This is a genomic window from Qipengyuania sp. JC766 (genome assembly GCF_040717445.1).
Classification (GTDB): Bacteria; Pseudomonadota; Alphaproteobacteria; order Sphingomonadales; family Sphingomonadaceae; genus JC766.
In genome coordinates this window covers 1405491-1430874 of record NZ_JBFEFL010000001.1, presented here as the reverse complement: position 1 = coordinate 1430874, position 25384 = coordinate 1405491, and the positions used below count along the sequence as shown (strand labels likewise).

Below are 25384 nucleotides of genomic sequence, written 5' to 3'. Positions count from 1 at the left end.
GCCGTTCGGCCGCTACGCCGCGATTACCGGACCGGCACAGTCACCGCGTGACGAGGCAGTTCTGGCCGCTCCGCCTCAGCGCATCGCACGCCTTTTGCGCGTCCGCGCGGGTCGCGAAGCCGGATGCCTGCAGTTTTGCCAGCCGGCCCGACGGCACGACCAGCTTGGCCTTTCCGGCCAGCGCCGGGTTGCCAGCAATCCTGTCCCAGAGCCGGTCCGCATTGCCGTGGACGGAGAACGCGCCAAGCTGGACCCGCCAGGGTCCGGTGCGTGCAGGCGTAGGTGCGGCAGAAGAAGGTCGGGGCGGCGGTGCGCTTTCGGTCCGAACGGGCCGCGGGGCAGGCTGGACCGGTCCCGTGGTCGCCACGATGGCGGGCCGGGTGGCCGGACCTGCGCTGGCGAAATCGGCGCCCGCTTCGGCCGGGCTTTCCGTGCCGGTGACCCGCGCGGCTTCGGCAACCGCGGCTCTGGCAGCCGCGACAGACGGCGGGACCGCGGTGCTCTGGACGGGCTGCGGGATGCGGCTGACCTCAGCCGGGACGCGCGCCGGTGCCGGCTCGACGGGTCCGGCCACGCTGATCACCTCGCCGGCCTCCAGATCGATGGCCGCCATGTCCTGCGCCCGCTTGGCGTCCGCCTGCCGGTTGATTTCGGGAATCAGGGCCTGTGCCTGCTGGCGCTGCGAAAGCGGGATGAAATCGTCCATCTGCTTCAGCGCGCCGGACGCCTGCGGAAGGCCCGCGGAATTCGCGATCGTGAGCAGGGCGTAGGCGCGGACCCAGTCCTTGTCTACCTGCTCGCCGTTGAAATGGGCGATGCCCAGCAGGTACTGCGCCCGCGGATCGCCGCGCTCGGATGCGGCGAGGATATAGGGCATGGCTTCTTCGCGGCGCCCGGCCTGGAACAGCAGCAGCCCGTAATTGTCCGCCGCCTTCACATGGCCCTGCGCCGCGGCCTGCGCGTAATACACTTCCGCCTGCCGCGCGTTGGGTTCGACCCCGCGGCCGAGGCGATAGGCCTGCGCCATGTTGAATTGCGCGTCGGGATCCCCGGCGGCGGCAAGATCGCGCCATTCGCCGACAGCCGCGTCGTAGTCCCCGCGCGCCCACGCCTCCACGCCGGCCTTCACGTCCGCCAGAGCGGGCGCAGCCAGACCGGCCGCGGCCAGCGCGCCCATGCCCCACAGAACTGCCTTGGCTTTCATTTAAACTCGGATCCTTCCCTGACGCCTTCGGGAGACTGGCATAGTGAATAGGGCGTTAGCAAAGAGTTTCTATGGACTTGTCTGCCACCGGGACACGGTCGGGCCGCCCGAACCGCGCGTATCGAGTGCAATCACGTTAACCCGAAATTAGGGGTATCCTGCGAAGTCCCTGATCGAGCCGCCGAACAGCGGTCCGGTTTAAGGTTAACAGGGGGAATACGCCTTGCGCGTTCTGGCATTGGCTTCGCAAAAAGGGGGATCGGGCAAGACCACCCTTTCAGGGCACCTCGCGGTTCAGGCGCAACGCGCCGGTGCCGGTCCGGTGGTGCTGATCGACATCGACCCGCAGGGGTCGCTCGCCGACTGGTGGAACGAGCGCGAGGCGGAATATCCCGCTTTCGCGCAAACCACCGTGGCACGTCTCGCCAACGACCTTCAGGTCTTGCGCCAGCAGGGCTTCAAGCTGGCCGTGATCGACACGCCTCCGGCGATAACCATGGCGATCCAGTCGGTCATCGGCGTGGCCGAGCTCATCGTGGTGCCGACCCGGCCGAGCCCGCACGATCTGCGCGCCGTCGGGGCGACCGTCGACCTGTGCGAACGGGCCGGCAAGCCGCTGATCTTCGTGGTCAACGCTGCCACCCCCAAGGCCAAGATCACGTCGGAAGCGGCGATCGCGCTCAGCCAGCACGGCACCGTCGCGCCGATCACCCTGCATCACCGCACGGACTTCGCGGCCTCGATGATCGACGGCCGCACGGTCATGGAAGTCGACCCCGACAGCCGCAGCGCGGCCGAGGTCACGGCCTTGTGGAACTACGTGGCGGACCGGCTGGAGAAGAATTTCCGCCGCACGGTCTTCGCCGCGCCGAACTCCATCTCTCAGGTCGCTCCGGCTCATCGTCCGGGCGGCGGCTTCGGCCGCCGGGTCGCGCAGTAAGTGACAGGCGCCCTGGCGATGACCGAACCGACCTTTGCCTCCCTCAACCCTTCGCTTCTCGCCCGCAAGGGCGGCGCGAAGCCGGCCATGCGCCCGCAACTGGGCTTCATACCGTCGGTGACGGACCTGTCCGATCCCGATCGTCTGGAGGATCTGGGCTGGAACGACATGGGCGAGGACGGCAGCGCGGCAGGTGCGGTGGCCGCGCTGATGCCGGGCATGAACGCTCCGGCGAACGACGCGCCCGAACCCGACGTGGTTCTCCAGCAGAAGTCGCTCGCCACCAGGCTCGCCACACGCGCCGCGACGCCGAAGGGCACGAAGACCGTACCGCAAGGCAAGCGTGCCGCTTTCACCCTGCGCCTCGACGCGGAACGCCATCTCAAGCTGCGTCTCGCCTCCACCATTCTCAAGAGCAGCGCGCAGGCCATTGTCACTGAAGCGCTCGATCGGCTTCTCGCGGACATGTCCGAACTCGAACATCTCGCCGCGCAGGCCAAGCAGCATCGCAAAGACTGAGGGGATCCATCATGTCGACCGCATTCAATCGCAAGCAGAAGATGACGCTCGCCGTCACGGCCGCCCTCATGGCGACCGCGCTCAACGGCTGCGCCGCCGCGCCCGAAGCGAAAGTTTCGGCCCAGCAGGCGCAGGTCGCGCTGGAGAAGGGCAAGACCTCCAAGGCCGTCGGCCATGCCGAGGCGGCGGTCCGCGCCGCGCCGCGCGACGCGCAGCTGCGCACCGTCCTTGGTGCCACCTACATGGAAGCCGGGCGGTTCAAGTCCGCCGCGACGAGCTTCAAGGACGCGATGGCGCTGGGCGATACCAGCGCGCGCACGGCGCTCAGTTATTCGCTCGCCGAGATCGCGGCGGGCAACCATGCGACGGCCCTGCGCATGCTGGAGAGCCGGCGCGACGAATTCGACGCCGCCGATTACGGCCTCGCGCTGTCGCTCGCCGGCCAGCCGCAGCAGGGCGTGCATGTCCTGCGCAACGCGCTCGCCGGGGGACAGAACACCGCCAAGGTTCGCCAGAACCTCGCCTATTCCTACGCGCTCGCCGGCGACTGGCGTTCGGCGCGGGTGATGGCGGCCGAAGACGTGCCGGCGGACAAGATCAACGATCGCATCGCCGAATGGGCGCAGAACGCCGCGCCCGGCGCGACGCAGCAGCGCGTCGCCGGACTGCTGGGCGTGCCCGTGACGTCAGACAACGGCCAGCCGGTGGAACTGGCGCTCGCCAACCATCCCTCGATGGACGCGATGGTCGCCGAAGCGGCCCCGACCTACCAGGCGGCCCCGGCCGAAATGCCGGCCATGGCCCTTGCGGCAGACGGGCGTGCGCCCGAACTCCCGGCACTCGCCGTCGCCAGCACGCCGCGTTACGCGCCCGCCGCCGTTCCGGTGCCAGTCGTGCCGCAGCAGGCAGCGGCCCCCGAGGCGCGCAATTTCGACGACGCGTTCGGCGCTACTCGCGAACCGGCGCGCGTGGCGACACCGGTCGCCAGGCCGTCGCAGGAGCCGGGCTTCATCGATCCGCCGATGCCGCGTTCGACCGTGGCTGCCGTCGCGCGCACCACCGCCGCGCCGGTGGCGGCGTCTGCCGTGTCGCGCGACCGCGGGTCCGCGCCGGCCGTGCAGCAGGCTGCAACTCAGAACCAGGGCGACTACCTCGTCCAGCTCGGCTCCTTCTCCAGCGAAGCGAGCGCGAAGCGTGCGTGGGACATCTACAAGAAGCGCTATCCGCAGCTGTCCGAATACCAGATGGTCATCACCCAGGCCCGCGTGCGCGGCAAGATGTACTGGCGCGTGTCCGCCGGCGGTTTCGAACGTACCGCGGCGAACGGCATGTGCTCCAGCGTCAAGACCGGCGGCCATGGCTGCATCGCATGGGCGGACGGCAAGCCGCTGCCCGGGGCGCTCGACCGCGGCGTGCGCATGGCGCGCCGCTGAGCCGACTTACAATCTTCCTAGCGAGTGACTGACCCCCGGCGGTGCCGGGGGTCTTTTTTTACCCGCGCGCACGAATGCGCTTGCTACTGATAATAACTCGCAATATAGGTGGGTGGCACTGAAGGAGTCGCTCGCTTGTACACCTGCATCTGCAATGCCATCCGGGAATGCGAACTGCGCCGTGCCGCGCGCGTCATTCCGGGCGATGCGGAAGCGGTCTATGCGGCGCTCGGCAAGAAACCCAATTGCGGAACCTGCCTCGAGGAAGCGGACGAGCTGATCCACGAGGAGCGCGAGGCATCGATCCCGCGCACCCGCGCTGCCTGATCCCAGCTAACGCAAACCGCTTGCAACAGGCGGATTTCTGCGATTTTCACTGCATTCCGGCTTGCCAACCATGCGGCTTCCCGGTCATGTGACGGCATGACTGCCAGTTCAGGAGACGACGCATGAAGGGCGACCCCAAGGTCATCGACTATCTCAACAAGGCGCTCACGAACGAGCTGACCGCGATCAACCAGTACTGGCTCCACTACCGCGTGCTTGCCGACTGGGGCGTCACCAAGCTGGCGGCCTATGAGCGCAAGGAATCGATCGAGGAAATGGAGCATGCCGACTGGCTTGCCGAGCGCATCCTCTTCCTGAACGCGCTTCCCAATTTCCAGGCGATTCACAAGCTGAAGGTCGGCGAGAGCGTCGAGGAAATCCTGAAGGCCGACCTCAAGCTCGAGGAGGAGGCGATCCCGCTGCTGCGCGAGGCTGCCGACTACTGCCAGGAGATCAAGGATTTCGTGTCCGGCCAGCTGTTCGAGAACATCCTCGCGAACGAGGAAGAGCACGTCGATTTCCTGGAAACGCAGTTCGACATGATCGCGCGGATGGGAATCGAAAATTACACCCAGTTGCAAAGCGCCCCTGCGGGCGAGGACGAGACGAAGGCCGGTGCGCCCAAGGGGCCCGGCGGCTACTGATCGCTCTCGCCCTGGCGCTTCACGATCCGGCGGCTGCGCTTGCGCCGCTCGCGTGCCGTGCTCGTCGCCAGCCGGGTCTCCAGCAGGAACAGCACCAGCGCCACGAACAGCTGCGCCATCGTGGCGATCCACGCGATTGCCACGAAGGTGCCGATCTGCGGCCGGATGAAGGCGCTGACGAATAGTGAGGCGATGACGATGCAGATCGTCAGCGCCGAGGAAGTGCTGAGGTTCACCGCCAGCTCCGCGTAATGCTGCCGCTGGCGGAGCGCGGGCAATTCCTCGCCCTGGCGCCCGTCCGTGCCCTTTTCGACCCGCTGTTCGATGCGGTCGATCCGTTCGATCAGCCATGTAAGCCGCAAATTCATCACGTTCACCACCGCGCCGATCGCGGCGAGCAGGAAGACCGGTGCCAGGCTCAGCTGGACGATCTCTTGCACCCGGACGGTGCTGGAGGTGCGCTCGATCAGCTCGCCCGTCAGAGACAGGTATTCGATCATGACTTGTCGCTGTCGAACGGGTTCTTCGGCGATTTCAGGGTCAGCCGGATGGGCACGGCATCGAAACCAAGATTCTTGCGGATCCCGTTGACGAGATACCGCTCGTAACTCGTCGGCAGCGCGTCGAGCCGCGTGCCGAAGATCACGAAGCGGGGCGGGCGCGTGCCGACCTGCGTGATGTAGCGCAGCTTGATCCGGCGACCCTTGGGCGCCGGCGGCGGATTGGCGGTCAGCGCATCGTCGAACCACCGGTTCAGGGCGGCGGTCGGGACGCGCCGGCTCCAGCTGTCACGGGTCTCGAAGGCGGACTTGAGCATCGCGTCGAGACCCTTGCCGGTCTTGGCGCTGACGGCGAACAGCGGCACGCCGCGCGCCTGCGCGAGCCCTTCGGTCAGCGCATCCTTGATGCCGTTGAACAGGCGGCTGGCATCCTGTGCCACGTCCCACTTGTTGATCGCGATGATCAGCGCGCGTCCTTCCTGCAGCACCCGGTCCGCGATCTTCAGGTCCTGGTGCTCCAGCCCCTGCGTCGCATCGAGCAGCAGCACCACGACTTCGGCATAGTCCACCGCGCGCAGGCCGTCCGCGACCGAAAGCTTTTCGAGCTTGTCGACCACCTTGGCGCGCTTGCGCATGCCGGCCGTGTCGATCAGGCTGATCTGCCGCGTCTCGCCGCTCTGCGGATCGGTCCAGTTCCAGTCGATCGAAATCGAATCGCGTGTGATCCCCGCTTCGGGACCGGTCAGCAGCCGGTCTTCGCCCAGCAGCTGGTTGATGAGAGTGGACTTGCCGGCATTGGGCCGCCCCACGATCGCCAGTTGCAGCGGTCCGAGCGGGCGGTCCTCCGCGTCCACCGCTTCAAGATCGGCTGCTTCCCTGGCGGCTTCGGCAGCTTCCACCTTGTCCCCGATCAGCGGCCAGAGCGCGCCGAACATGTCGGCGATGCCTTCCCCGTGCTCCGCCGACACGGGGACGGGTTCACCCAGTCCGAGGGCGTAGCTTTCGAGGACGCCAGCCTCTCCTGTCCTGCCTTCCGCCTTGTTGGCGATCAGTACGATGGGAACGGTCGAACTGCGCAGGTGGCGCGCGATTTCCTCGTCGAGCGGCGTAATCCCGGCGCGCGCGTCGATCACGAACATCGCCGCATCGGCACCGGCCAGGCTGGCCTCGGTCTGCTTGCGCATCCTGCCGGGCAGGCTGTGTTCGTCCTGGTCTTCCCAGCCGGCGGTATCGACGGCGGTGAAGTGCATCCCCGCAAGCTCCGCCTGTCCCATGCGGCGGTCGCGGGTGACGCCCGGCTGGTCGTCGACCAGCGCGAGCTTCTTGCCCACGAGCCGGTTGAACAGCGTCGACTTGCCGACATTGGGGCGACCTATGATCACCACCTCGGGCAGGGACCCGGCGGGATGTTGAGATTTGCGTGTCATGACTGTGGTGAGCAGGTGGCGAATGCCTTGCCCAAGCGCAAGTCGCGAAATTGCGAAGCCTAACGGGCCGTTAACCATGTTTCGCAGCGCGGTATCAAGGTTACCAAATTCAAGAAGGCACCATGAAAAGAGCGATCTATCTGGCGCCGTGCCTGGCGGTTCTTTGGCTCCCCTCTGCAGCAGGAGCGGAGGATTTTGCAGGGACCGAAAGATCGCGCAGCCAGCCCGCGGCGGAATTGCCGGCCTATCTCCAGTGCGTTCCCTATGCGCGGCAGCTCTCCGGCGTCGCGATCTACGGCGATGCGCATACGTGGTGGGGGCAGGCGGCCGGGCGCTACGAGCGCGGGAACACGCCCCGCGTCGGAGCGGTCATGGCCTTCCAGCCCCACGGGAACATGCGGTTGGGCCATGTCGCCGCCGTCAGCGAGATCATCGATAGCCGCACGGTCCTGCTCGACCACGCCAATTGGTCGCCGATCAACGGGCGACGGGGGCAGATCGAACGCAATGTGAAGGCGATCGACGTGTCGCCGAACAACGACTGGAGCCAGGTCCGGGTGTGGTATGCCCCGATCAAGGACCTCGGAAAGACGGCCTGGCCGGTCCATGGCTTCATCTACTCTTCGAAGAGCAAGCCCGGCGCGCTGGAGCGCATCGCCCGCGATACCGGAAACACGGGGCAGGCAATTGCGAAGGCATCACAGGCCGAGACCGAGCAGGCGCGCGCGGCTCGCCCGCCGGAACAGCCGCGGTCGCGCAAGTCCACGGGATTTGCCGACGCCTTCGCGACGCTGGCCCAACCGGCACCGAGGGCGAAGGTCCAGCCGCAGCCCGTCAGGCAGGAGCGCAATGTCGCGGTGAAAGCGGATCGCAAACCAGCGGCGAGAGATCCGCTGGTGGATGTCCTCTCGCGTTACGACTGAATGTCGTAATCAGCCTTTTTTCGCGACCGGCGGTTCGTCGCCCAGATCTTCGTACCACGCCTCGACCGGGCCGTTCAGCTTGATGGTCAGCGGCTGACCCTTGCGATCGACCGTCTTGCCGGCCTGGACCCGGACCCAGCCTTCGGAAATGCAGTATTCCTCGATGTCGGTCCGGGTACGATCCTTGAACCGGATCCCGATGCCGCGCTGGAGCTTGTCCGCGTCGAAGTGTTCGCTGCGCGGGTTCACGGAAAGGCGGTCCGGTGGGGTGTCGGAGGCCGCCGTCTGGTCGGCCTGCTGGTTCTGATCGTCGCTCATGCGCGCGCCCTTATGCCGGGAGCCGGCTCTTCACAAGCCAATCCCGCACCTCAATCCGGTGGAGGAGGCGTCTCGATCGGCGTGCGGCCCGGATTGTCGATGTCGGGGCCGGGCGGGTCGATCTCGTCCGGCTGCGACGGCGGGGCTTCGGGCGGTACGCTGTCGGGCGGCATCTCGTTCGGAGAGCCGGGATTGATCGTATCGGGGTTCGGGTCGGGCTGGGTAGCCATGCGGGTAATCCTCTTGTGTCGGTTTCAGTCGGGCGGAAGCGAGTCCAGGTCGGCTTCGCCGAGGCCGTCGCGCCTGTTGCGCTCGGTAAGTTCGACCCCGAGTTCGGTTTCGATTTCGGAAGGGGCGGTCTGCCTCTCGAGGAGCGCCTCTTCCGCTTCGCCATCGGCCTCCATCTCTTCCGAGGTCTTCGGCTTCGTGGCCGGGTCGATCACCGGCGGAGTGTCGGCGGGCTTTTCCGGTTCGTCGTAGTCACGCATCGTAACTGTCCTTTCCCTGTGCAAACGCGAGGCGGCGCGCCCGTGTTCCGGGCAAAGCGTTCCGTTCATCGCTTGCCCTTTGCAATTCGCCCGCTTAAGGGGACCGCTTCGTCCGCGCGGGGCCTGCCTCGCGCGCGGCTTCGTTCGGGTTGCGGGCGTGGCGGAATTGGTAGACGCGCTGGTTTTAGGTACCAGTATCGCAAGATGTGGGGGTTCGAGTCCCTTCGCCCGCACCAGTTTCCCCGATGCCCCCATTCCATCGACCAGACTGATTGACACGAAAGAGCAAGACCAGCGGCCATGCAGATCAAAGAGACCACCAATAGCGGCCTCAAGCGCTCCTACGAAGTGACCATCCCCGCCGATGAAATCGCGGGCAAGGTCGATGCAGAGATCAAGAAGATCGCGCCGCAGGTGCGCATGCCGGGCTTCCGGCCGGGCAAGGTTCCGGCGAACCTGGTGAAGAAGATGCACGGCGAGCAGCTGCACGCCAAGGTCGTGAACGACACGATCCGCCAGTCCGTGGACGGCCTGCTGTCCGAAAAGGCGCTGCGTCCGGCGATGCAGCCGGCGATCGACCTCAACCAGGACTATGAGGAAGGCAAGGACGCCGTCCTGACGGTTGAAATGGAAGTCCTGCCCGAAATCGAGGTGCCTTCGACCGACGACCTGACGCTCGACCGTCTCGTGGTCCCGGTGTCGGACGAGCGCGTGGACGAAGCGATCGGCGAACTGGCGCAGCGTCAGAAGAGCTACAAGAACGCCGCCAAGACGAAGAAGGCCGCCGAAGGCGACCAGCTGATCATCGATTTCGTCGGCAGCATCGACGGCGAGGAATTCGAAGGCGGCAAGGCCGAGGACGCGCCGCTCGTGATCGGTTCCAACCAGTTCATCCCCGGCTTCGAGGAACAGCTGGTCGGCGTGAAGACCGGCGACGAGAAGACCATCACCGTGACCTTCCCCGAGGATTACCCGGCCGAGCACCTGAAGGGCAAGGACGCGCAGTTCGCCGTCACCGTCAAGCAGGTGAAGGTCGAGGACGAGACCAAGGTGGATGACGAGTTCGCCAAGGCGCTGGGCCTCGACAGCCTCGACAAGCTCAAGGAACTGATGCGCGGCCAGCTGGAGCAGGAGACCAACGGTCTTACCCGCACCCAGATGAAGCGCCAGCTGCTCGACAAGCTGGCCGCCGGCCACGACTTCGAGGTGCCCGAGAAGATGGTCGAGGCCGAATTCTCCCAGATCTGGCAGCAGCTCCAGCAGGAAGCCGCCAAGGAAGAGGATCCGGACAAGGCCCTGAAGGAAATCGAGGAAGAGAAGGACGATTACCGCAGCATCGCCGAACGGCGCGTGCGGCTCGGCCTGCTGCTGTCCGAGATCGGGCAGGCCAACAACGTCCAGATCACGCAGCAGGAAATGTCCATGCTCGTGCAGCAGGCCGCGCAGCAATACCGCGCCGAGGACCGTGAGCGCTTCATCCAGTACATCAAGGACGAGCCGATGGCAGCCGCGCAGCTCCGTGCGCCGCTTTACGAAGACAAGGTCGTCGACTTCCTGTTCGAAAAGGCCAAGATCGAAGAGCGCGAAGTGACTCGCGAGGAACTGGAAGCCGCGATCGAGGCGGAAGAAGACGCCGAGGCCGAAAAGGCCAAGGCTCCGGCCAAGAAGGCCGCTCCCAAGAAGGCGCCCGCTAAGAAGGTTCCGGCGAAAAAGGCGGAAGCCAAGAAGACCGAAGCCAAGGCTGCCGGCGACGAGGGCGAAAAGGCGCCCGCCAAGAAAGCCCCCGCCAAGAAGTCTCCGGCCAAGAAGCCGGCCGCCAAGAAGGCGCCGGCGGCCAAGGCCGACGACGCTTCCGAAAAGAAGGCACCGGCCAAGAAGGCTGCTGCCAAGAAGGCGCCTGCGAAGAAGCCGGCCGCCAAGAAGACGACCGCCAAGTAAGTCTTCAAAACCGGGTTATCGAAATCGGGCGGGACCTCTAGGTCCTGCCCGATTTTTCTATCTCTACCTCGCGCCGCGGTTCGGGCGAGAGCGCGTCCATGGTCGGTTCCATGCCGACATGAATGTGCCAGTTGCGCCTTTCCACCAGCGCGATGAACGGGCCGGACACGATCCCGTGGACCACGATCGACAGCAGGATCGCGAAGCTGACCGTCGCCCACAGCAAGGCGAGTTGGGGGAAGTCGCCATGGGTCTGTCCGTAGGCGAGGTAGTAGATCGAGCCCATTCCGCGCACGCCCAGGAACGCGACGGCGAGCTTCCCCTGCCAGGGTAGCCCGCTGAGGCTTTCCGCCAGCAGGCCTCCGATGGGCCGGATGACGAATACCAGCGCGGCGGCGATGGCGGCCGCCGGCAAGGTCAGCGCATCGAGCACGCCGCCGGCCAGCATCGCCCCGAATCCGAAGAGGACCGCGACGAGGACGATCTGCTCGATCTGGTCGATGAAGTGATGGCTGATCTTGTGGTACCGGCTGGCGTTCTCCCGCTGCCGCGCCGTGACGGCGCCGACGAACACGGCGAGGAAGCCGTATCCGTTGACCAGTTCCGCTGCACCGTAAGCCAGCAGCAGCGTGCCGAGCACGATGAGGCCTTCGCTCGTGGAATATCTCGGCCGCTCCTGTTCGACGTCTTCGATCGGCGCGTCCGCTTCCCGCTCGAACACGTACCACGCCCCCAGCCGTCCCACGCCGTATCCGACCGCGCAGCCGGCGGCGATGCGCCAGACGAGGTCAAGTGCAGCCCACTCGATCAGGCCGGGCCACAGGGCCGTCATGCCCAGAACCGCGATCGCGAGATGGGTGAAGGGGAATGCCAGCCCGTCGTTCAGGCCGGCTTCCGTCGTCAGGCTGAAGCGCACGTCGTGGCGCTGGCTTTCACCGGGCGGCCCGACCTGGACGCTTCGGGCCAGCACCGGATCCGTGGGCGCAAGGACCGCGCCGAGCAGGATCGCACTGGCCGGAACGAGCCCCAGGCCCCACCAGCCTAGCAACGCCACCGCGAGGATCGTCAGCGGCATCGCGATCGCGAGCAGGGGCCATATCTGCCGCCAGTTCGTCCAGCTGACCGGGCGGTCGATCGCGATACCGGCCGCCATCAGCGAGACGATGACGATGAACTCCGTCACGTATTCCAAGGTCAGCGCGTCGAACCCGTCGGTCGCCGGATTGAACGTCGGCATGCCCAGCGGAAGGGAAAAGACGAGATAGCCGACGCCCACATACGCGATCGGGAGCGAAAGCCAGTATCTGAGAAGCCATTTCTCGAGACCGACGGCGAGCATCATGCCGAGCCCAAACAGGACGAACATGAAGATGCGGGGGTCGAATTCCATCGCTCCGTTCTTAGAGCAAAAGGAAGGGGCGGCTAGTCTCTTGGCGCCCAGCGTTCGAATGTCGGTTCCGGCAAGTCCGCCGTGCGGGCGCGCTCGTAGGCAGCGCCGGCCTTCAGCACGTCATGGTCGGCCCATTTCGCGCCGAAGAAGCTGATGCCGACCGGCAGGCCTTCCACGTCGCCCATGGGCACGGTCAGGTGCGGATAGCCCGCAATCGCCGCCGGACTGCCGAACCCGATGCTGCCGTTGAACTGGTCGCCGAGGACGAGATCGCTCATCCACGCAGGCCCGCGCGTCGGCGCGACCAGGAAGCGGACCTGGTTGTCCGCCAGCAGCACGTCGAGAGTTTCCTCGCCGGCGATGCGCACGGCGTTCGCCCGGGCTTCCTCGTAGGCCTCGCGGTCGGTCGTACTCTCGGCAAGCTCGAACAGATCCTGGTCGAACCAGCGCAGTTCGGTACCGGCATTGGCTTCGTTGAAGGCAATCAGGTCGGCGAGGTTCCGGGGCGTGGCCGTCTCGTCTCCGCCGATGGGCGGGATGGAGGCAAGATACCGGCCCATCTCCTCGCGCAGTTCGAACATCAGGACGGTGAAGCTGTCCCCGTACATCTGGCTGTCCGGCTCGAATTCGATATCGACCAGCACGGCCCCGGCCGCTTCCATGTCGGCCAGTGCCGCTTCGAAGACTTCGCGAACCCGGTCGTCGTCCCCGATCTGGTTCCGCATCACGCCGATGCGGACACCTTCGAGCGAATATTCCGCCAGGCCTTGCGAATAGTCGGCCACCCGGTTCGGCACCGTCCGGGTGACCGGATCGGCCGTGTCTTCCCCCGCGATGGCACTCAGCAATTTCGCCGCATCGGCCACGCTCCGCGCCATCGGTCCGGCGGTATCCTGCGTGCTGGAGATCGGCACGACATGGGTGCGGGACACGAGGCCAACACTCGGCTTGAAACCGACGATGCCGTTGATGCTGGCAGGGCAGGTGATCGAGCCATTGGTCTCGGTCCCGATCGCGGCCCATGCGAAGCCCGCCGCAACCGCGGCCCCGCTACCCGAAGAAGACCCGCAGGAATTGCGGTCGATCGCGAACGGATTTCGCGTGAGTCCGCCGACCGCGCTCCAGCCGCTGGTGGACTCGTTGCTGCGGATATTGGCCCATTCGGACAGGTTCGTCTTGCCCAGCACCACGCCGCCATTGCGGCGCAGGTTCGCGATAAGCGGCGCGTCCCGGCCGGTGCGGTTGTCCCTGAGCGCAAGGCTGCCGGCCGTGGTCGGCAGTTCGCGGGTCTCGATGTTGTCCTTCACCAGCATCGTGCGGCCGCGAAGCGGCAGGTCTGCGGCGAGCGCGGCGCTCGCTTCGCTGGCGGCGTTCGGGTTGGTGGCGATGACCGCGTTGAGCATCGGACCGGCATCGTCCATTCGCGCGATCCGCGCAAGCTGATCTTCCGCGACGACACCGGCCTCGATCGGCATCTCGACGAGCACGATGGAATCCCCCTCCGTCGGGGCGTCTTGCCCGAATGCCGGTGAGGCGAGGGCAGGTCCCAACAAGAGAGGGATCATGGCAAGCGTCAGAACGCGAATGGATTTTTTCATGGTTCCACCGTCGTCCCAAATCGCACCTGTCGTCAAGCAGGGTAAACGCCCTTGAACTTCGACCGGGCGCACGCGACATAGCGTGCCGACCCAGACCAAAGGAATTTCCATGATCGACCTGTCCGCGCAGCTTGGCGAAACATACGGTGCCCAAGGCCAGTTCACGCGCGATCCCGTCACCGGCGCACTCGTGCCCGTGGTGGTGGAACAGACCAGCCGCGGCGAACGCAGCTTCGACATTTTCAGCCGCCTTCTGCGCGAACGCATCGTCTTCGTAACCGGTCAGGTGGAAGACGGCATGGCTTCGCTCATCACGGCGCAGCTGCTGTTCCTCGAGAGTGAGAACCCGTCCAAGCCCATCAGCATGTACATCAACTCGCCCGGCGGCGTGGTGACGGCCGGCATGGCGATCCACGACACGATGCAGTACATCAAGCCGCGCGTGTCCACCGTGTGCATGGGGCAGGCTGCGTCCATGGGCAGCTTCCTGCTGGCCGCGGGCGAGCCGGGCATGCGCATCGCTCTGCCCAATGCACGGATCATGGTGCACCAGCCGAGCGGCGGGGCCCGCGGCATGGCATCGGACATCGAGATCCAGGCGCGCGAGATCCTGCGCATCAAGAAGCGCATGAACGAACTCTACGTGAAGTATACCGGCCAGAGCCTCGACGAGATCGAGAAGGCGATGGACCGCGATACCTTCCTCGAAGCCGACGAGGCGATGAAGTTCGGGATTGTTGACAAGGTCTTCGAAACTCGCCCGGACAGCGACAAGATCGACGAGACCGAAGGTTCCGGCGGCGCCCCCGAATAAGGGGCCGCAGGCCGCGAATGGCGGCCCCTTGCACGCTTCACGCTTTGGAAACCCTGCCGTTTCAGGCGAGGGCAAGGTGGGCGCTGCTAGGGGCGGCTGTTGAATTAAATCATTCCGGCTTTAGAGTCGGAGGAATCCCACCGGACCGGGACCGGTAGGCGATTCGGGAAATGGGATATGACCAAATTGAGTGGTACCGATAGCAAGTCGACGCTGTATTGCAGCTTTTGCGGCAAGTCGCAGCACGAAGTGCGCAAACTGATCGCCGGCCCGACCGTGTTCATCTGCGATGAATGCGTCGAGCTGTGCAACGACATCATCCGCGAGGAAACCAAGGCCGGCCTGACCGGTCGCAAGGAAGGCGAAGTTCCGCCGCCTAGCGAGATTTTCGGCACCCTCAACGACTACGTGATCGGTCAGGACCGCGCCAAGCGCGTGCTGAGCGTCGCGGTGCACAACCACTACAAGCGCCTGAAGCACGCCGGCAAGGCGGGCGACGTCGAACTGGCGAAGTCGAACATTCTGCTCGTCGGACCGACCGGTTGCGGCAAGACGCTGCTGGCCCAGACGCTGGCGCGCACTTTCGACGTGCCCTTCACCATGGCCGACGCCACCACCCTGACCGAGGCCGGCTATGTGGGTGAGGATGTCGAAAACATCATCCTCAAGCTGCTGCAGGCGAGCGACTACAACGTCGACAAGGCCCAGCACGGCATCGTCTACATCGACGAGATCGACAAGATCACGCGCAAGGCCGAAAATCCCTCGATCACGCGCGACGTCTCGGGCGAGGGTGTGCAGCAGGCGTTGCTCAAGCTGATGGAAGGGACCACCGCGTCCGTTCCGCCGCAGGGTGGCCGCAAGCACCCGCAGCAGGAATTTCTTCAGGTCGACACGACCAACATCCTGTTCATCTGTGGCGGTGCCTTCGCCGGTCTTGACAAGATCATTGCGGACCGACTGCAGAAGCGTTCCATCGGGTTCGGCGCGCATGTCGCCGATCCGGACAAGCGCCGCGTGGGTGAGCTCCTGCAGAAGTGCGAACCGGAAGACCTCCTGAAATTCGGTCTCATTCCCGAATTCGTCGGTCGTCTGCCGGTTATCGCGACCCTGCACGACCTCGACGTCGATGCGCTCGTGACCATCCTCCAGGAACCGAAAAACGCGATCGCCAAGCAGTATGCGAAGCTCTTCGAACTGGAAGACGTGGAACTGACCTTCACCGACGAAGCGCTGCGCGCGATTGCCGAGAAAGCGATCCAGCGCAAGACCGGCGCGCGCGGCCTTCGGTCCATCGTCGAAGGTATCCTGCTCGACACCATGTTCGACCTGCCCGACATGGAAGGTGTCGCGGAGATCGTCGTCGACAAGGACGTCGTGGACGGACGCAAGGAACCGGTCCAGGTTCACGCCGAGAAGGAAGAAGCGGCCTAGTTCGCCGCCCTCCCTTCTTGGCACAGGGGAGGCACCTTTAAATGAAGAAATGGATCGTCGGGGTTATGGCGCTCGTCCTTCTGGGCGTCGTCGGCTGGTATGTGGCGGCGCCGTGGTTGGCGATGAACGGCCTGCGCGATGCGGTCGTGGCCGGTGACAGCGAGGCGATCGAGGCGCGCGTAGATTTCGATTCCGTTCGCACGGAAATGAAGGCCGACCTGCGCGCCAGGATGCAGGCCGAGCTTGCCTCCGAGACCGGATCGGGTGGCGAAAAGCTTGGCGCGGCCTTGGGCATGGTCGTGATCGACGGCATGGTCGACAATATTGTGACACCCGAAGTCATCGGGTCGGTCGTGCGCGAAGGGCAGGCAAGATCGGGGCTGATCGAAGCCGCGCCGGCAGGTGATGCCGCGCAGGAACCGATCGACTGGCGTATCGAACGCGATGGCCTGTCACGTTTTCGGGCGATCCCGGAAACCGATGACATCGACGCGGAAACCGCACCACGCCTCGTCTTCGAACGCGAGGGATTGTCCTGGAAGCTCGTCGAGATCGAGATCCCGGAACTCGAGCGCCCGGCTTCTGAACGCATGTGAAAAAGGACCCGCCCGACCCAAGGAGGAGGGGTCGGACGGGCCAAGAAGGCGCTGCCTTGCGTGGGTTTCAGGCAACGCCCGGGGAATTGGTCACTCAGCCGGGAAGAAAGACCCCGTCGGTGACATGGATGGTGCCGTTGGACGTGCGCACATCGGCTTGCGTGACCGCAGTCGATCGACCGGCGCCGTCGGTGATCACGATGGTGTCACCGGAAAGCCGTGCGGAAAGTTCTTCGCCCGCGAGGGTCTCGATACTTGCGCTTCCGCCATGCCGACGGACGAGCGCCGCGAGATCGGCGGAGGATACGTTGCCGGCAATCACATGATAGGTCAGGATGTCGGTCAGCTGATCCTTGTTCGCCGGCATCACTAGGGAGGCGACCGTCCCGTCCGGAAGTTTCGCGAACGCGGTGTCGGTCGGCGCGAAGACGGTGAAGGGGCCCGGTCCGGAAAGCGTGTCCACGAGGTCCGCCGCCTTCACTGCAGTCACCAGCGTTTCGTGGACGCCTGTTCCCATGGCGGTCTGGACGATGTTCGACTCCGCCTGACCATGCGATCCGTGATGATCGGCCATCGCGGGCTTGCCGGCAAAGCCGGTCGCTCCGATCGCGACGGCGGCGGCAAGGGTGGCGGTCTTCAAGCGATTTACGAAGGGCATTCGGATACTCCTCTGTTCGCGCAAGCCCGTCCGGTCTTGCACGAGGAGCTACGAAGCCCGCCGCTCGATGGATGCAAAAAATGTCAGGTGGTGGAGAAGGAGCCCTCGGCCACGACCGGGCCGGCTTGCGCGGCGGGCGGCTTCCCGCCGATCGGCTCGCGGGTCAGGACCATCCGCGATCCGTCCCCGATCAGTTCCGCCAGTGCGGGATCGATCGGCATACGCCGTTCCTCGCCCGGCGCGACGACGCCGAGTGACAGGGGATCGCCAGCTGCGGGTACGAGCCACAACTCGTGATCGTGGACGCCGTCCGCCGTCAGGCCGCTGGCGGAAACCAGCATCTCCTCGCGATCCGGAAGGAACGTCACTCCCAGTCGCAAGGGCGTATCGCCGATCGGGATCGACGCAACCAGCGGCGCCTCGGATTCCGGCGTTTCCCGCGGCGTTTGCGGCGGTGTTGCAGGCGAAAGCTGGAACAGCACCAGCGCCATCGCCGCGACGGCTGCAACCGAGGCGGCGGCCGCCGCCCTCTGCCAGAAGGTGATCTGGCGCCTCATTCGGACGACTTCTCCGCCGCAGCCCCCTGATCCGATCTCTGCCGCAATTCTGTCCCATACCGTTCGGTCGGGTCGACCGCCGGACACCTCGTCCAGCAGCGGTGCCAAGCGCGTTTCCCAGAACGCGACTTCGGCTTCGAGCTCGGGCTCCCTTGCCATACGTGCGCGGAAGGAGAGAAGTTCCTCTCCCTCCAGCAGGCCGACGGCATATTCGGCAGCGAGGATCAGGTCGGGGCGCTCGTCGTCGTTCATTCGCCCCTCTCCATGCATGTACGCAGCTTCATGAGACCCCGGCGGATCCAGCTTTTCATCGTGCCGAGCGGCACATCGACCTTGGTGGCCAGTTCGGCATAGGTGCGGCCTTCGAAATAGGCACTTCTGATCGCATCGCGCTGCCTGTTCTCGAGCTCCTCGATACACGAATGGATGCGCGCCGAACGCTCGGCATCGATCATGCGCTGGTCCGCCGAAGGGGTATCGTCCTCGATACGCCCGGCCTCTTCGAGCGGGACAGCACCGCGACGAACCTTGCCCGTGCGCAGACGATCGATCGCCCGGTTGCGGGCGAACGTGGCGAGCCAGGTTATCGGGCTGGCGCGCTCCGCATCGTAGCGGTCGGCGCGGCGCCAGAGCGTCACATACACATCCTGCAAAGCGTCTTCGGCCTCCTTTCGGTCGCCCAAGATACGAAGGCAGATGCCGAAAAGCTTCATATGCGTCGCGCGGTAGACCTGCTCCAGCGCATCGGTATCGCCCTTCGCGATACGAAGCATGGCGGCCTTCAGGGCATCGCGCGCGCTTTGCGCCTCGCTCATGATCCTGCACATCTCCTGGCTTCGCCTGCATCGCACAGCTTGCGATCCAGCGCTTCGAGATGGCGCTTTGCCACGGCCAGGCCGGGCTGCAAAGGACCTGTGTCGACCTGCATCGTCCTGCCGCTGGTCCCGTTCCCCACTGGCGGGACGTATACCCAGACCGGACCGCAGGATGTCCTGGCAGCGGACGCATAAAGTTCGCGTGCCTTCTCGTAATCGACGGGAACATCGCGGCCAGCTTCGAACCGCAGGCCCAGTTCCAGTTGCGCGCTCTTGTTGCCCGTGCTGGCCGATTGCGCGAGCCTTGAGAGCGGGTAGGCCGAATAGTCGAACATGGACGGCAGTTCGGTGATCGGGAACCCGGCCAGTGCGAGATCGTGTTCGATTACCCGGCAGGCCGCGATCGTCTCGGGCGTCCGCAAGTCGATGGCCGCCGGGTCGTCCCTGTCGACGAGGCAGCCGGTATTCACGTACTGCACGAGCAGGCGCAGGTCTTCGTCACGCCTCGCCCGTAGCGGCTCCGGTGCCGCAAATTCGGATGCGTTCGCGGAAGTGAAGGGGATGCCCATGTAGCTGCTCGGGGCAGCGCAGCCGGCGATCGACCATGCGAGCGTGGTCGCGATGCAAGACTTGAACCCCGGCCTCAGCATCCGCCGGTTTCGCATCCGTCGCGGTCCCGCTCCACCTGAATGGTCGTGTGGCCGATGCGGTACCGCTGTTCGAGATCGCGGGCCAGTCCGGCCAGGAAGGCGTCGCCCGGATGGCCGCCAGGCATGACGAGGTGTGCGGTCAATGCGGTCTCCGTCGTGCTCATCGGCCAGATGTGAAGGTCGTGAACCGTCTGGACGCCGGAGAGGCTGGCTAGGTGCTGGCGCACTTCGCTTTCCGAAATGCCGGCAGGGACCGCATTGAGGCCGAGCATCACGCTGTCGCGCGCCAGGCCCCAGGTCCCCCATGCAATGACCGCCACGATCAGCAGGCTGACCAGCGGGTCTATCCAGGGGAGCCCGGTCAGGAGGATCGCCAGGCCGGCAATGACCACACCCACCGAAACGAGTGCGTCCGCCGCCATGTGGAGGAATGCCCCCCGGATGTTCAGGTCATGCTGTCCGCCGAGGAAAAGCAATGCTGTGCCGAGATTAACGACGATGCCGATCCCTGCCACGATGATCATCGTCCAGCCTTCGACCGGTGAAGGGTTCACGAAGCGATGCATCGTCTCGTACGAGATGATGCCGATGGCTACCGCCAGCAGCAAGGCATTCGCCATGGCGGCGAGGATCGTCGAACTCTTGTAGCCGTAGGTGTAACGGGACGAACGTGGTTTGCGCGCCGCGACGGAAGCGCCCCATGCCAGGAGCAGGGCCAGAACGTCCGAAAGATTGTGACCCGCGTCCGCTACGAGCGCCATGGATCCCGAAAGGAAACCGTAAGTGGCTTCCAAGACGACGAAGGCACTGTTGAGCACCACGCCGAGCGCAAACCGCGGTCCGTAGTTGGTCGGCCCATGCGCATGGCCGTCGCCATGCGCGTGGGAATGTGAATGAGAATGCCCCGCGCCCATGGGGATCACCCATAGATGCAGGAATCCAGTCCGTCACGCCGGACAATGGAAACCTGCGCGGCGACGCTGTTGCCATGGCGCCTGAGCCATCCCTGCGGATTGAGAACCGAGCGTTTCTTGGGCAGCGGGAGATTGACGGCGATACGGGCTGCCTGGATCGGCGAGAGGCTTGCGGCGGATTGTTGGAAATAGCGTTGCGCACCGGCTTCGACCCCGTAGGTCCCGATGCCGGTTTCCGCCACGTTCAGATAGACTTCCATGATCCGCTCCTTGCCCCAGAGAAGCTCGATCAGGAACGTGAACCAGGCCTCCAGTCCCTTGCGGAAGAACCCGCCGCCTTGCCAGAGGAAGACATTCTTGGCGGTTTGCTGGCTTATCGTGGAGCCGCCGCGTATGCGCCCGCCCTTGGCATTCTCCCGCATCGCCTGTTCGATCGCCTCGCGATCGAAGCCGTCATGCGTGCAGAACTTGCCGTCCTCCGCCGCGATCACCGCGCCGACCATGTTGCGATCGATGCCCGACAGTGGCCGCCATTCCTTCGTGTAGCCGTTTTCGTCGAGCAGCATGGTCGCCGTCGCCGGGGGCGGGACGAACTTGAACAGCAGCACCAGAGCGAGGCTGATTCCGACGAACCAGAGAATGAATTTCGCGATGAAGATTGCGAGGCGGAGGGCCATCGGTCGTCCCTAGCGTTGGGGAGCCGGTATGCCAAACAGGGATCGACCGAGATAAGGCAGCCCGTTTGACCTTTTGCCGATACTAGGCAGCGGGGCCGGTATCCATGTGCGACCAGCCGATCGCGTTCAGCAATGGGGAAAGGTCGGGGAAGGTCTCGGCCTCACCGGTCCAGCTTGCGCGCACCTTGACCATCCATTCGCCACCTGCGGGGCAGTGCAGATAGGCATCGGAGACGAAGGCCGGGGATCCCGGGCGCATTCCGTTTGCGGGAATGGTGTAGCGCGCGTGGTAGGCCTCGCCCGAAGATTGTGCGGGAACGGGCGGTGCGGGACGGTCGAAGAGTTCCGTCTCCCCTTCGTAGCGCACGATCGGCGCTTTCGTATCGTCCATCTCGGTCCGGCAAGAGCGACCTTGTTCGGCCGGGTACAGATAGACCGTGATGAAGAGTTCGTCGTCGCCTCTTTCCAGGCCGTAGCCTACGCCGACATCGTCTCCGGAGGCATTGAACTCGGTAACGCGCGTGCGAACGAAGCCACCCGCATATTGGGGGAAGACCGCTTTTGCGACGCGGTGTGTCCATGGGCCATCGGGCGCGTCGATTTCCTGCTGCGCCGATGCACTCGTCGATAGACCAGCGAGCGAAAAAACGGGCAGGGCAAGCGTCAGGAGAAGTCGTGTCTTCATGGACGCAGTCTAGATGCTTTCCTCCATAAGAAAAGCCCCTCCCGCATGGCGCGGAAGGGGCTCGATTGATTGGGGGATGATCAGGCTGCGACCGGCGTCAGGCGTTCGCCAACGATGGTCTTCATCGCTTTCTGGACCTTTTCGAAAGCGCGGACTTCGATCTGACGAATGCGCTCGCGGCTGACATCGTAGACCTGGCTCAGTTCTTCGAGCGTCTGCGGGTTCTCCGTCAGTCGCCGTTCCGTGAAAATGTGCTTCTCACGATCGTTCAGCGTGCCGATAGCTTCCGCCAGCATTTCGTGCCGGACTTCGGCCTCCTGCGCGTCGGCAACCGTCTCGTCCTGCAAGGGGCGATCGTCGGTCAGCCAGTCGAGCCATTCGCCCGAGCCTTCTTCCCCGTTTCGCATGCTGACGTTCAGCGATCCGTCGCCGCCCATCATCATGCGCCGGTTCATGTTGACGACTTCCTGCTCCGGCACGCCGAGATCGGTGGCGATCTTGGTCACGTCGTCCGGATGGAGGTCGCTGTCCTCGTAGGCCTCCAGTTGCTTCTTCATCCGGCGAAGGTTGAAGAACAGCTTCTTCTGCGCGGCGGTAGTGCCCATCTTCACGAGCGACCAGCTGCGCAGGATGTATTCCTGGATGCTCGCCTTAATCCACCACATCGCATAGGTCGCGAGACGGAAACCGCGATCGGGTTCGAATTTCTTCACGCCCTGCATCAGGCCGACATTGCCTTCGGAAATGAGGTCGCTCACGGGCAGTCCGTAACCGCGATAGCCCATGGCAAGTTTCGCCACGAGGCGCAGGTGTGAGGTAACGAGCTGCGCCGCAGCTTCGGGATCCTCGTGCTCTTCGTACCGCTTCGCGAGCATATATTCCTGCTCCTGCGTCAGTACGGGAAACTTCTTGATCTCGGACAGATAGCGATTGAGGCTCTGCTCCCCGCCGAGGGCCGGTACGGCCAGTGCTTTGCTGTTGCTCACGTTGTCCCTAACCTTTCTTGCGTCGACCGCTGTTGCCGGACCCCGAACGGGCATCCAGCGGTATCGGCCACACGGTTACATATAGGCGCAGACCTGCTTTTTGTGCAGTGCGTTTCATCGATTTCAACGAGCGGCTTGGTCGATAAGTTCCGCCATATCGTACGGCACTTCGGCCTCGAAACGGACCGTTTCGCCGCTTGCCGGATGGACGAAGCCGAGGCTTGCCGCATGCAGGGCCTGACGCCTGAAATCGAGCTGTGCGAGGAGCGGTCGAAGCCGCGCAGGTGAGCGTCCATAGACAGGATCTCCCAATAGCGGATGACCTATTGATGCACAGTGAACGCGCACCTGGTGGGTGCGCCCGGTTTCCAGCCGGCATTCGAGCACCGAAGCGCCGTCAAGCCGGTCGATGGTGTTGTAGTGCGTGACGGCATGCTTGCCACGCGAGGAATCCTTGGGGAGCACCGCCATTTTCTTTCTGTTGGCGTCGGAACGCCCGAGCAGTCCCTCGATCGTGCCGGCGGACGGAACGGGATGTCCGACGCAGACGGCGATATATTTCCGCTCAATCGAATGCCTTGCGAACTGCGCGGCGAGCCCTTCGTGCGCGGCGTCGGTCTTCGCGACTACCAGCAGGCCCGAAGTATCCTTGTCGATGCGATGGACGATCCCCGGGCGGGCCACGCCATTGATGCCTGAGAGGCGTCCGGCGCAGTGGTGCAGCAGCGCGTTGACGAGAGTGCCGTCAGGATTGCCAGCCGCGGGATGCACGACCATGCCGGCGGCCTTGTTCACGACCAGAAGGTGCGCGTCCTCGTAGACGATATCGAGCGCGAGGTCCTGTGGACGGGCCTGTGGATCGGCGGTGGGCGGCAAGTGGACGGAAAACGACGAGCCGAGTTCCGTCTTCGCCGATGCGGACCGGCCGATCTCTCCATCGATCACAACGCGGCCGCCCGCGATCAGTCCCTTGATCCGCTCCCTCGAAAGGCCGGTCGCGTCGGCCAGGGCCTTGTCGAGCCGCCCCGCAGTGCCGATTGTACCTTCCATGACGCGTTCGCGGTCCATCTTCGATGCCTAGAGACAGGCCGGTCCGCCTGACAAGTGACCTTCTGACCCGACTGGTCGAGGAGGCGGAACGTGCGTATCCGGCCGAATGTTGCGGCATCCTTCGCGGCGACCGATCGGCGATCGAGGCGATCCAACCGGCGCGTAACGTGCATCCGACCCCACGTTCCCATTTCGAGATCGATCCGCAGGCACTTATCGACGCGCACCGGGACGCGCGCGGCGGCGGCTTGCCGGTTGCCGGATACTATCACTCCCACCCCGAAGGCCGTGCGGTTCCTTCGCAGACCGACCAGGCAATGTCCGCTGGCGACAACTCGATATGGGCGATCATCGCAGGTGAACATGTCCGGCTTTTCCTCGATGGGGAGGATGGGTTCACCCCGCTTCCATACGTCGTCTCGAAACGCTAGGCAGCAGGGGCGGGTCGCCAGACCGGATCCGCATATTTCGATACCGAGAACCAGGGAAATTCATGACCGACGCCAAAGCTCTAGACCTTGCCAGCCAGCTTTGCTCGCGTCTGTGCCATGACCTGCTGTCTCCGGTCGGGGCGCTCAGCAACGGTCTCGAACTGCTGGCGGACGAGAAGGACCCCGATATGCGGGCCCGCTGCTTCGAGCTGCTGGAACAGAGTGCGAAGGCAAGTGCCGACAAGCTGAAGTTCTTCCGGCTCGCTTTCGGCGCAGCAGGCGGTTTCGGGGCACTGGTCCCGGTGGAAGAGGCCCAGGCGGCGATCGAAGCGTTGGCCGGAGATGCGAAACGGATCAGGGTCAACTGGGCGCTTGCCGACGACCGCCTGCCCAAGGATGCGGTCAAGGTCATGCTGAATTTCGCCCATATGGCGATCGATGCGCTGGTTCGCGGTGGAACGCTCGATATCGGCGCGGAGACGCGCGACGGAGCGACGGAGATCGTCGTGCGCGCCGCAGGAACGCGGATCGCCTTCGACGAGAAGATCGGGACGGCGCTGGAAGGCGACCTTCCCGAGGAGGAATTGAGCGGGCGAACGGCGCCGGCGCATATGCTGGCCCTGCTCGCCGAACGCGCGGGCGGTGGCCTGCAGCACCACCGGACCGACGAAACGCTGGTCCTCGGAGCCGTCCTGCCGCAACCCGAAGGTCCCGTCGCATGAGCGATTTCGGCAAGTCGGGCGAGGACCTGTCCGCCAGCCGCGACGAGCTCGTCGATCGGGAGACGCGCTCTCCCAACTGGAACGAGCGCAAGTTGCCGATTTCGATGGTGGTGATCCACTACACCGAAATGGAAGACAAGGGCTTCGCGATAGAGCGCCTTTGCGATCCGGAGGCCGGCGTCTCGGCCCACTACGTGATCGGGAAGGGCGGGGAAGTGGTCCAGCTCGTCCCCGAGGAAAAGCGGGCGTGGCATGCCGGCGTTTCCTACTGGCGCGGTCACAGGGACGTGAATTCGGCCAGCATCGGCATCGAGCTCGACCATCCAGGCCATAAATACGGTTATCAGGGCTTTCCCGACGCGCAGTTCGAGGCTCTCGTCCCGCTCGTCGCCCGCATGGTCAAGGATTATGACATCCCCCGCGCGAATGTCGTCGGCCACTCCGACGTCGCGCCGGCTCGCAAGATCGATCCAGGCGAGCTCTTCCCTTGGGATCGCCTCGCCGAATACGGCCTGTGCCTGCCGCGACCGAAGAAGCTCGAACATGGCGACCCGTTCGACAACGATGCCAGCTTCTATCTCGCGCTTGAGCGGTTCGGTTACGACGTGAGTGACGGGCACAAGGTGGTCGAGGCCTTCCAGCGTCGCTGGCGGCCCGAAAAGATCGATGGCGAAATCGACGGGCAGGTCCGGGCGATCCTTTTCCAGTTGCTCTTGGATCGCGACCAGGGACGCGCTAGATAGCGC

The 25384-nt window shown here is 64.8% G+C and carries 30 protein-coding genes and 1 tRNA gene; 14 read left to right on the top strand and 17 right to left on the bottom strand.

Going from position 1 to position 25384, the window contains the following annotated elements:
* Positions 1–40: 40 nt before the first annotated feature.
* A complete protein-coding gene (locus AB1K63_RS07125) occupies positions 41–1204 on the bottom strand; it encodes an SPOR domain-containing protein (RefSeq protein ID WP_366959323.1) in 1164 nt (387 codons plus the stop codon).
* Positions 1205–1427: 223 nt separating this feature from the next.
* Here AB1K63_RS07125 and AB1K63_RS07120 point away from each other — a divergent pair, with 223 nt between their 5' ends.
* From AB1K63_RS07120 to bfr, 5 genes are all read left to right on the top strand, one after another.
* On the top strand, positions 1428–2144 hold the full coding sequence (locus AB1K63_RS07120; protein ID WP_366959322.1) for a ParA family protein: 717 nt from the start codon (positions 1428–1430) through the stop codon (positions 2142–2144).
* An 18-nt stretch (positions 2145–2162) separates the two neighbouring features.
* Complete coding sequence (locus AB1K63_RS07115; protein ID WP_366959321.1) at positions 2163–2663, top strand: hypothetical protein; 501 nt, start codon at positions 2163–2165, stop codon at positions 2661–2663.
* An 11-nt stretch (positions 2664–2674) separates the two neighbouring features.
* Positions 2675–4096: an SPOR domain-containing protein gene (locus AB1K63_RS07110; RefSeq protein WP_366959319.1), complete on the top strand. Its 1422-nt coding sequence runs from the start codon at positions 2675–2677 to the stop codon at positions 4094–4096.
* 135 nt (positions 4097–4231) lie between these two features.
* Complete coding sequence (locus AB1K63_RS07105; protein WP_366959318.1) at positions 4232–4423, top strand: (2Fe-2S)-binding protein; 192 nt, start codon at positions 4232–4234, stop codon at positions 4421–4423.
* Positions 4424–4545: 122 nt separating this feature from the next.
* Entirely contained in the window at positions 4546–5067 is a 522-nt protein-coding gene (bfr, locus tag AB1K63_RS07100; protein ID WP_366959317.1) for a bacterioferritin, read from the top strand.
* On the opposite strand, the gene AB1K63_RS07095 is transcribed toward bfr, so the two are convergent.
* Positions 5061–5567 (bottom strand): DUF2721 domain-containing protein, encoded by a 507-nt coding sequence (locus AB1K63_RS07095; RefSeq protein WP_366959316.1) that lies wholly within the window; start codon positions 5565–5567, stop codon positions 5061–5063. The two genes, bfr and AB1K63_RS07095, sit on opposite strands and share 7 nt — an antisense overlap.
* On the bottom strand, positions 5564–6994 hold the full coding sequence (gene der, locus AB1K63_RS07090; RefSeq protein ID WP_366959315.1) for a ribosome biogenesis GTPase Der: 1431 nt from the start codon (positions 6992–6994) through the stop codon (positions 5564–5566). The genes AB1K63_RS07095 and der overlap by 4 nt, the downstream gene beginning before the upstream one ends.
* 122 nt (positions 6995–7116) lie before the next feature.
* On the opposite strand from der, the gene AB1K63_RS07085 reads away from it, so the two are divergent.
* A complete protein-coding gene (locus tag AB1K63_RS07085) occupies positions 7117–7917 on the top strand; it encodes a CHAP domain-containing protein (protein ID WP_366959313.1) in 801 nt (266 codons plus the stop codon).
* Positions 7918–7926: 9 nt separating this feature from the next.
* Here the strand turns inward: AB1K63_RS07085 and AB1K63_RS07080 are convergent, their stop codons facing one another.
* From AB1K63_RS07080 to AB1K63_RS07070, 3 genes are read right to left on the bottom strand one after another with little or no spacing between them, the layout of a single operon-like run.
* The gene (locus AB1K63_RS07080) at positions 7927–8235 is read right to left on the bottom strand and encodes a DUF3297 family protein (RefSeq protein WP_366959312.1); all 309 of its coding nucleotides are present in this window, start codon (positions 8233–8235) and stop codon (positions 7927–7929) included.
* Positions 8236–8285: 50 nt separating this feature from the next.
* Positions 8286–8465, bottom strand: coding sequence for a hypothetical protein (locus AB1K63_RS07075; protein ID WP_366959311.1), 180 nt, complete (start codon positions 8463–8465; stop codon positions 8286–8288).
* 24 nt (positions 8466–8489) lie between these two features.
* Entirely contained in the window at positions 8490–8723 is a 234-nt protein-coding gene (locus AB1K63_RS07070) for a hypothetical protein (protein WP_366959310.1), read from the bottom strand.
* A 151-nt stretch (positions 8724–8874) separates the two neighbouring features.
* Between AB1K63_RS07070 and AB1K63_RS07065 the strand changes: the two genes are divergently transcribed.
* Positions 8875–8959, top strand: a tRNA-Leu gene (locus AB1K63_RS07065).
* A gap of 64 nt (positions 8960–9023) precedes the next feature.
* The gene (tig, locus tag AB1K63_RS07060) at positions 9024–10661 is read left to right on the top strand and encodes a trigger factor (RefSeq protein WP_366959309.1); all 1638 of its coding nucleotides are present in this window, start codon (positions 9024–9026) and stop codon (positions 10659–10661) included.
* A 37-nt stretch (positions 10662–10698) separates the two neighbouring features.
* On the opposite strand, the gene AB1K63_RS07055 is transcribed toward tig, so the two are convergent.
* Positions 10699–12051: a cation:proton antiporter gene (locus AB1K63_RS07055; protein WP_366959308.1), complete on the bottom strand. Its 1353-nt coding sequence runs from the start codon at positions 12049–12051 to the stop codon at positions 10699–10701.
* A 32-nt stretch (positions 12052–12083) separates the two neighbouring features.
* Positions 12084–13649 carry an amidase gene (locus tag AB1K63_RS07050; RefSeq protein ID WP_366959307.1) on the bottom strand — a complete coding sequence of 522 codons (1566 nt, stop codon included), beginning with the start codon at positions 13647–13649 and terminating at the stop codon, positions 12084–12086.
* Between the two features lie 109 nt (positions 13650–13758).
* On the opposite strand from AB1K63_RS07050, the gene AB1K63_RS07045 reads away from it, so the two are divergent.
* The 3 genes from AB1K63_RS07045 (at position 13759) to AB1K63_RS07035 (ending at position 16493) form a co-directional block, all read left to right on the top strand.
* Positions 13759–14463: an ATP-dependent Clp protease proteolytic subunit gene (locus AB1K63_RS07045; RefSeq protein ID WP_366959305.1), complete on the top strand. Its 705-nt coding sequence runs from the start codon at positions 13759–13761 to the stop codon at positions 14461–14463.
* A gap of 177 nt (positions 14464–14640) precedes the next feature.
* Positions 14641–15897: an ATP-dependent Clp protease ATP-binding subunit ClpX gene (gene clpX / locus AB1K63_RS07040; protein ID WP_366959303.1), complete on the top strand. Its 1257-nt coding sequence runs from the start codon at positions 14641–14643 to the stop codon at positions 15895–15897.
* Positions 15898–15938: 41 nt separating this feature from the next.
* Positions 15939–16493 (top strand): DUF2939 domain-containing protein, encoded by a 555-nt coding sequence (locus AB1K63_RS07035; RefSeq protein ID WP_366959302.1) that lies wholly within the window; start codon positions 15939–15941, stop codon positions 16491–16493.
* Between the two features lie 94 nt (positions 16494–16587).
* Here AB1K63_RS07035 and AB1K63_RS07030 read toward each other — a convergent pair whose 3' ends face one another.
* The 9 genes from AB1K63_RS07030 to AB1K63_RS06990 all read right to left on the bottom strand — a co-directional run bounded on the left by AB1K63_RS07030 (position 16588) and on the right by AB1K63_RS06990 (position 23503).
* The gene (locus AB1K63_RS07030) at positions 16588–17151 is read right to left on the bottom strand and encodes a fasciclin domain-containing protein (RefSeq protein ID WP_366959300.1); all 564 of its coding nucleotides are present in this window, start codon (positions 17149–17151) and stop codon (positions 16588–16590) included.
* A gap of 83 nt (positions 17152–17234) precedes the next feature.
* Positions 17235–17960 (bottom strand): anti-sigma factor, encoded by a 726-nt coding sequence (locus AB1K63_RS07025; RefSeq protein ID WP_366959299.1) that lies wholly within the window; start codon positions 17958–17960, stop codon positions 17235–17237.
* Positions 17957–18523, bottom strand: coding sequence for a sigma-70 family RNA polymerase sigma factor (locus AB1K63_RS07020; protein ID WP_366959297.1), 567 nt, complete (start codon positions 18521–18523; stop codon positions 17957–17959). The genes AB1K63_RS07025 and AB1K63_RS07020 overlap by 4 nt, the downstream gene beginning before the upstream one ends.
* Positions 18520–19188, bottom strand: a complete 669-nt coding sequence (locus tag AB1K63_RS07015) for an SEL1-like repeat protein (RefSeq protein WP_366959296.1) — start codon at positions 19186–19188, stop codon at positions 18520–18522. The genes AB1K63_RS07020 and AB1K63_RS07015 overlap by 4 nt, the downstream gene beginning before the upstream one ends.
* Positions 19167–20087 carry a cation diffusion facilitator family transporter gene (locus AB1K63_RS07010; RefSeq protein ID WP_366960662.1) on the bottom strand — a complete coding sequence of 307 codons (921 nt, stop codon included), beginning with the start codon at positions 20085–20087 and terminating at the stop codon, positions 19167–19169. The genes AB1K63_RS07015 and AB1K63_RS07010 overlap by 22 nt, the downstream gene beginning before the upstream one ends.
* 5 nt (positions 20088–20092) lie before the next feature.
* The gene (gene mtgA / locus AB1K63_RS07005) at positions 20093–20764 is read right to left on the bottom strand and encodes a monofunctional biosynthetic peptidoglycan transglycosylase (RefSeq protein WP_366959295.1); all 672 of its coding nucleotides are present in this window, start codon (positions 20762–20764) and stop codon (positions 20093–20095) included.
* 82 nt (positions 20765–20846) lie between these two features.
* The gene (locus AB1K63_RS07000) at positions 20847–21449 is read right to left on the bottom strand and encodes a hypothetical protein (protein ID WP_366959294.1); all 603 of its coding nucleotides are present in this window, start codon (positions 21447–21449) and stop codon (positions 20847–20849) included.
* Between the two features lie 80 nt (positions 21450–21529).
* On the bottom strand, positions 21530–22435 hold the full coding sequence (gene rpoH / locus AB1K63_RS06995; RefSeq protein ID WP_366959292.1) for an RNA polymerase sigma factor RpoH: 906 nt from the start codon (positions 22433–22435) through the stop codon (positions 21530–21532).
* Positions 22436–22558: 123 nt separating this feature from the next.
* The gene (locus tag AB1K63_RS06990) at positions 22559–23503 is read right to left on the bottom strand and encodes an RluA family pseudouridine synthase (RefSeq protein WP_366959291.1); all 945 of its coding nucleotides are present in this window, start codon (positions 23501–23503) and stop codon (positions 22559–22561) included.
* A gap of 5 nt (positions 23504–23508) precedes the next feature.
* On the opposite strand from AB1K63_RS06990, the gene AB1K63_RS06985 reads away from it, so the two are divergent.
* From AB1K63_RS06985 to AB1K63_RS06975, 3 genes are all read left to right on the top strand, one after another.
* Entirely contained in the window at positions 23509–23916 is a 408-nt protein-coding gene (locus AB1K63_RS06985; RefSeq protein WP_366959290.1) for a M67 family metallopeptidase, read from the top strand.
* 62 nt (positions 23917–23978) lie between these two features.
* On the top strand, positions 23979–24638 hold the full coding sequence (locus tag AB1K63_RS06980; protein WP_366959289.1) for a histidine phosphotransferase family protein: 660 nt from the start codon (positions 23979–23981) through the stop codon (positions 24636–24638).
* The gene (locus tag AB1K63_RS06975) at positions 24635–25381 is read left to right on the top strand and encodes an N-acetylmuramoyl-L-alanine amidase (RefSeq protein WP_366959288.1); all 747 of its coding nucleotides are present in this window, start codon (positions 24635–24637) and stop codon (positions 25379–25381) included. The genes AB1K63_RS06980 and AB1K63_RS06975 overlap by 4 nt, the downstream gene beginning before the upstream one ends.
* The last annotated feature ends 3 nt before the right edge of the window (positions 25382–25384 follow it).

Bases quoted from the DNA above. Each gene is read 5' to 3' on its own strand.
- AB1K63_RS07125 (WP_366959323.1), bottom strand. From the start codon at position 1,204: ATGAAAGCCAAGGCAGTTCTGTGGGGCATGGGCGCGCTGGCCGCGGCC.
- AB1K63_RS07115 (WP_366959321.1), top strand. From the start codon at position 2,163: ATGACCGAACCGACCTTTGCCTCCCTCAACCCTTCGCTTCTCGCCCGC.
- AB1K63_RS07110 (WP_366959319.1), top strand. From the start codon at position 2,675: ATGTCGACCGCATTCAATCGCAAGCAGAAGATGACGCTCGCCGTCACG.
- bfr (WP_366959317.1), top strand. From the start codon at position 4,546: ATGAAGGGCGACCCCAAGGTCATCGACTATCTCAACAAGGCGCTCACG.
- AB1K63_RS07095 (WP_366959316.1), bottom strand. From the start codon at position 5,567: ATGATCGAATACCTGTCTCTGACGGGCGAGCTGATCGAGCGCACCTCC.
- der (WP_366959315.1), bottom strand. From the start codon at position 6,994: ATGACACGCAAATCTCAACATCCCGCCGGGTCCCTGCCCGAGGTGGTG.
- AB1K63_RS07085 (WP_366959313.1), top strand. From the start codon at position 7,117: ATGAAAAGAGCGATCTATCTGGCGCCGTGCCTGGCGGTTCTTTGGCTC.
- AB1K63_RS07080 (WP_366959312.1), bottom strand. From the start codon at position 8,235: ATGAGCGACGATCAGAACCAGCAGGCCGACCAGACGGCGGCCTCCGAC.
- AB1K63_RS07075 (WP_366959311.1), bottom strand. From the start codon at position 8,465: ATGGCTACCCAGCCCGACCCGAACCCCGATACGATCAATCCCGGCTCT.
- AB1K63_RS07070 (WP_366959310.1), bottom strand. From the start codon at position 8,723: ATGCGTGACTACGACGAACCGGAAAAGCCCGCCGACACTCCGCCGGTG.
- tig (WP_366959309.1), top strand. From the start codon at position 9,024: ATGCAGATCAAAGAGACCACCAATAGCGGCCTCAAGCGCTCCTACGAA.
- AB1K63_RS07055 (WP_366959308.1), bottom strand. From the start codon at position 12,051: ATGGAATTCGACCCCCGCATCTTCATGTTCGTCCTGTTTGGGCTCGGC.
- AB1K63_RS07050 (WP_366959307.1), bottom strand. From the start codon at position 13,649: ATGAAAAAATCCATTCGCGTTCTGACGCTTGCCATGATCCCTCTCTTG.
- AB1K63_RS07045 (WP_366959305.1), top strand. From the start codon at position 13,759: ATGATCGACCTGTCCGCGCAGCTTGGCGAAACATACGGTGCCCAAGGC.
- clpX (WP_366959303.1), top strand. From the start codon at position 14,641: ATGACCAAATTGAGTGGTACCGATAGCAAGTCGACGCTGTATTGCAGC.
- AB1K63_RS07035 (WP_366959302.1), top strand. From the start codon at position 15,939: ATGAAGAAATGGATCGTCGGGGTTATGGCGCTCGTCCTTCTGGGCGTC.
- AB1K63_RS07030 (WP_366959300.1), bottom strand. From the start codon at position 17,151: ATGCCCTTCGTAAATCGCTTGAAGACCGCCACCCTTGCCGCCGCCGTC.
- AB1K63_RS07025 (WP_366959299.1), bottom strand. From the start codon at position 17,960: ATGAACGACGACGAGCGCCCCGACCTGATCCTCGCTGCCGAATATGCC.
- AB1K63_RS07020 (WP_366959297.1), bottom strand. From the start codon at position 18,523: ATGAGCGAGGCGCAAAGCGCGCGCGATGCCCTGAAGGCCGCCATGCTT.
- AB1K63_RS07015 (WP_366959296.1), bottom strand. From the start codon at position 19,188: ATGCGAAACCGGCGGATGCTGAGGCCGGGGTTCAAGTCTTGCATCGCG.
- AB1K63_RS07010 (WP_366960662.1), bottom strand. From the start codon at position 20,087: ATGGGCGCGGGGCATTCTCATTCACATTCCCACGCGCATGGCGACGGC.
- mtgA (WP_366959295.1), bottom strand. From the start codon at position 20,764: ATGGCCCTCCGCCTCGCAATCTTCATCGCGAAATTCATTCTCTGGTTC.
- AB1K63_RS07000 (WP_366959294.1), bottom strand. From the start codon at position 21,449: ATGAAGACACGACTTCTCCTGACGCTTGCCCTGCCCGTTTTTTCGCTC.
- AB1K63_RS06990 (WP_366959291.1), bottom strand. From the start codon at position 23,503: ATGGACCGCGAACGCGTCATGGAAGGTACAATCGGCACTGCGGGGCGG.
- AB1K63_RS06985 (WP_366959290.1), top strand. From the start codon at position 23,509: ATGCCTAGAGACAGGCCGGTCCGCCTGACAAGTGACCTTCTGACCCGA.
- AB1K63_RS06980 (WP_366959289.1), top strand. From the start codon at position 23,979: ATGACCGACGCCAAAGCTCTAGACCTTGCCAGCCAGCTTTGCTCGCGT.
- AB1K63_RS06975 (WP_366959288.1), top strand. From the start codon at position 24,635: ATGAGCGATTTCGGCAAGTCGGGCGAGGACCTGTCCGCCAGCCGCGAC.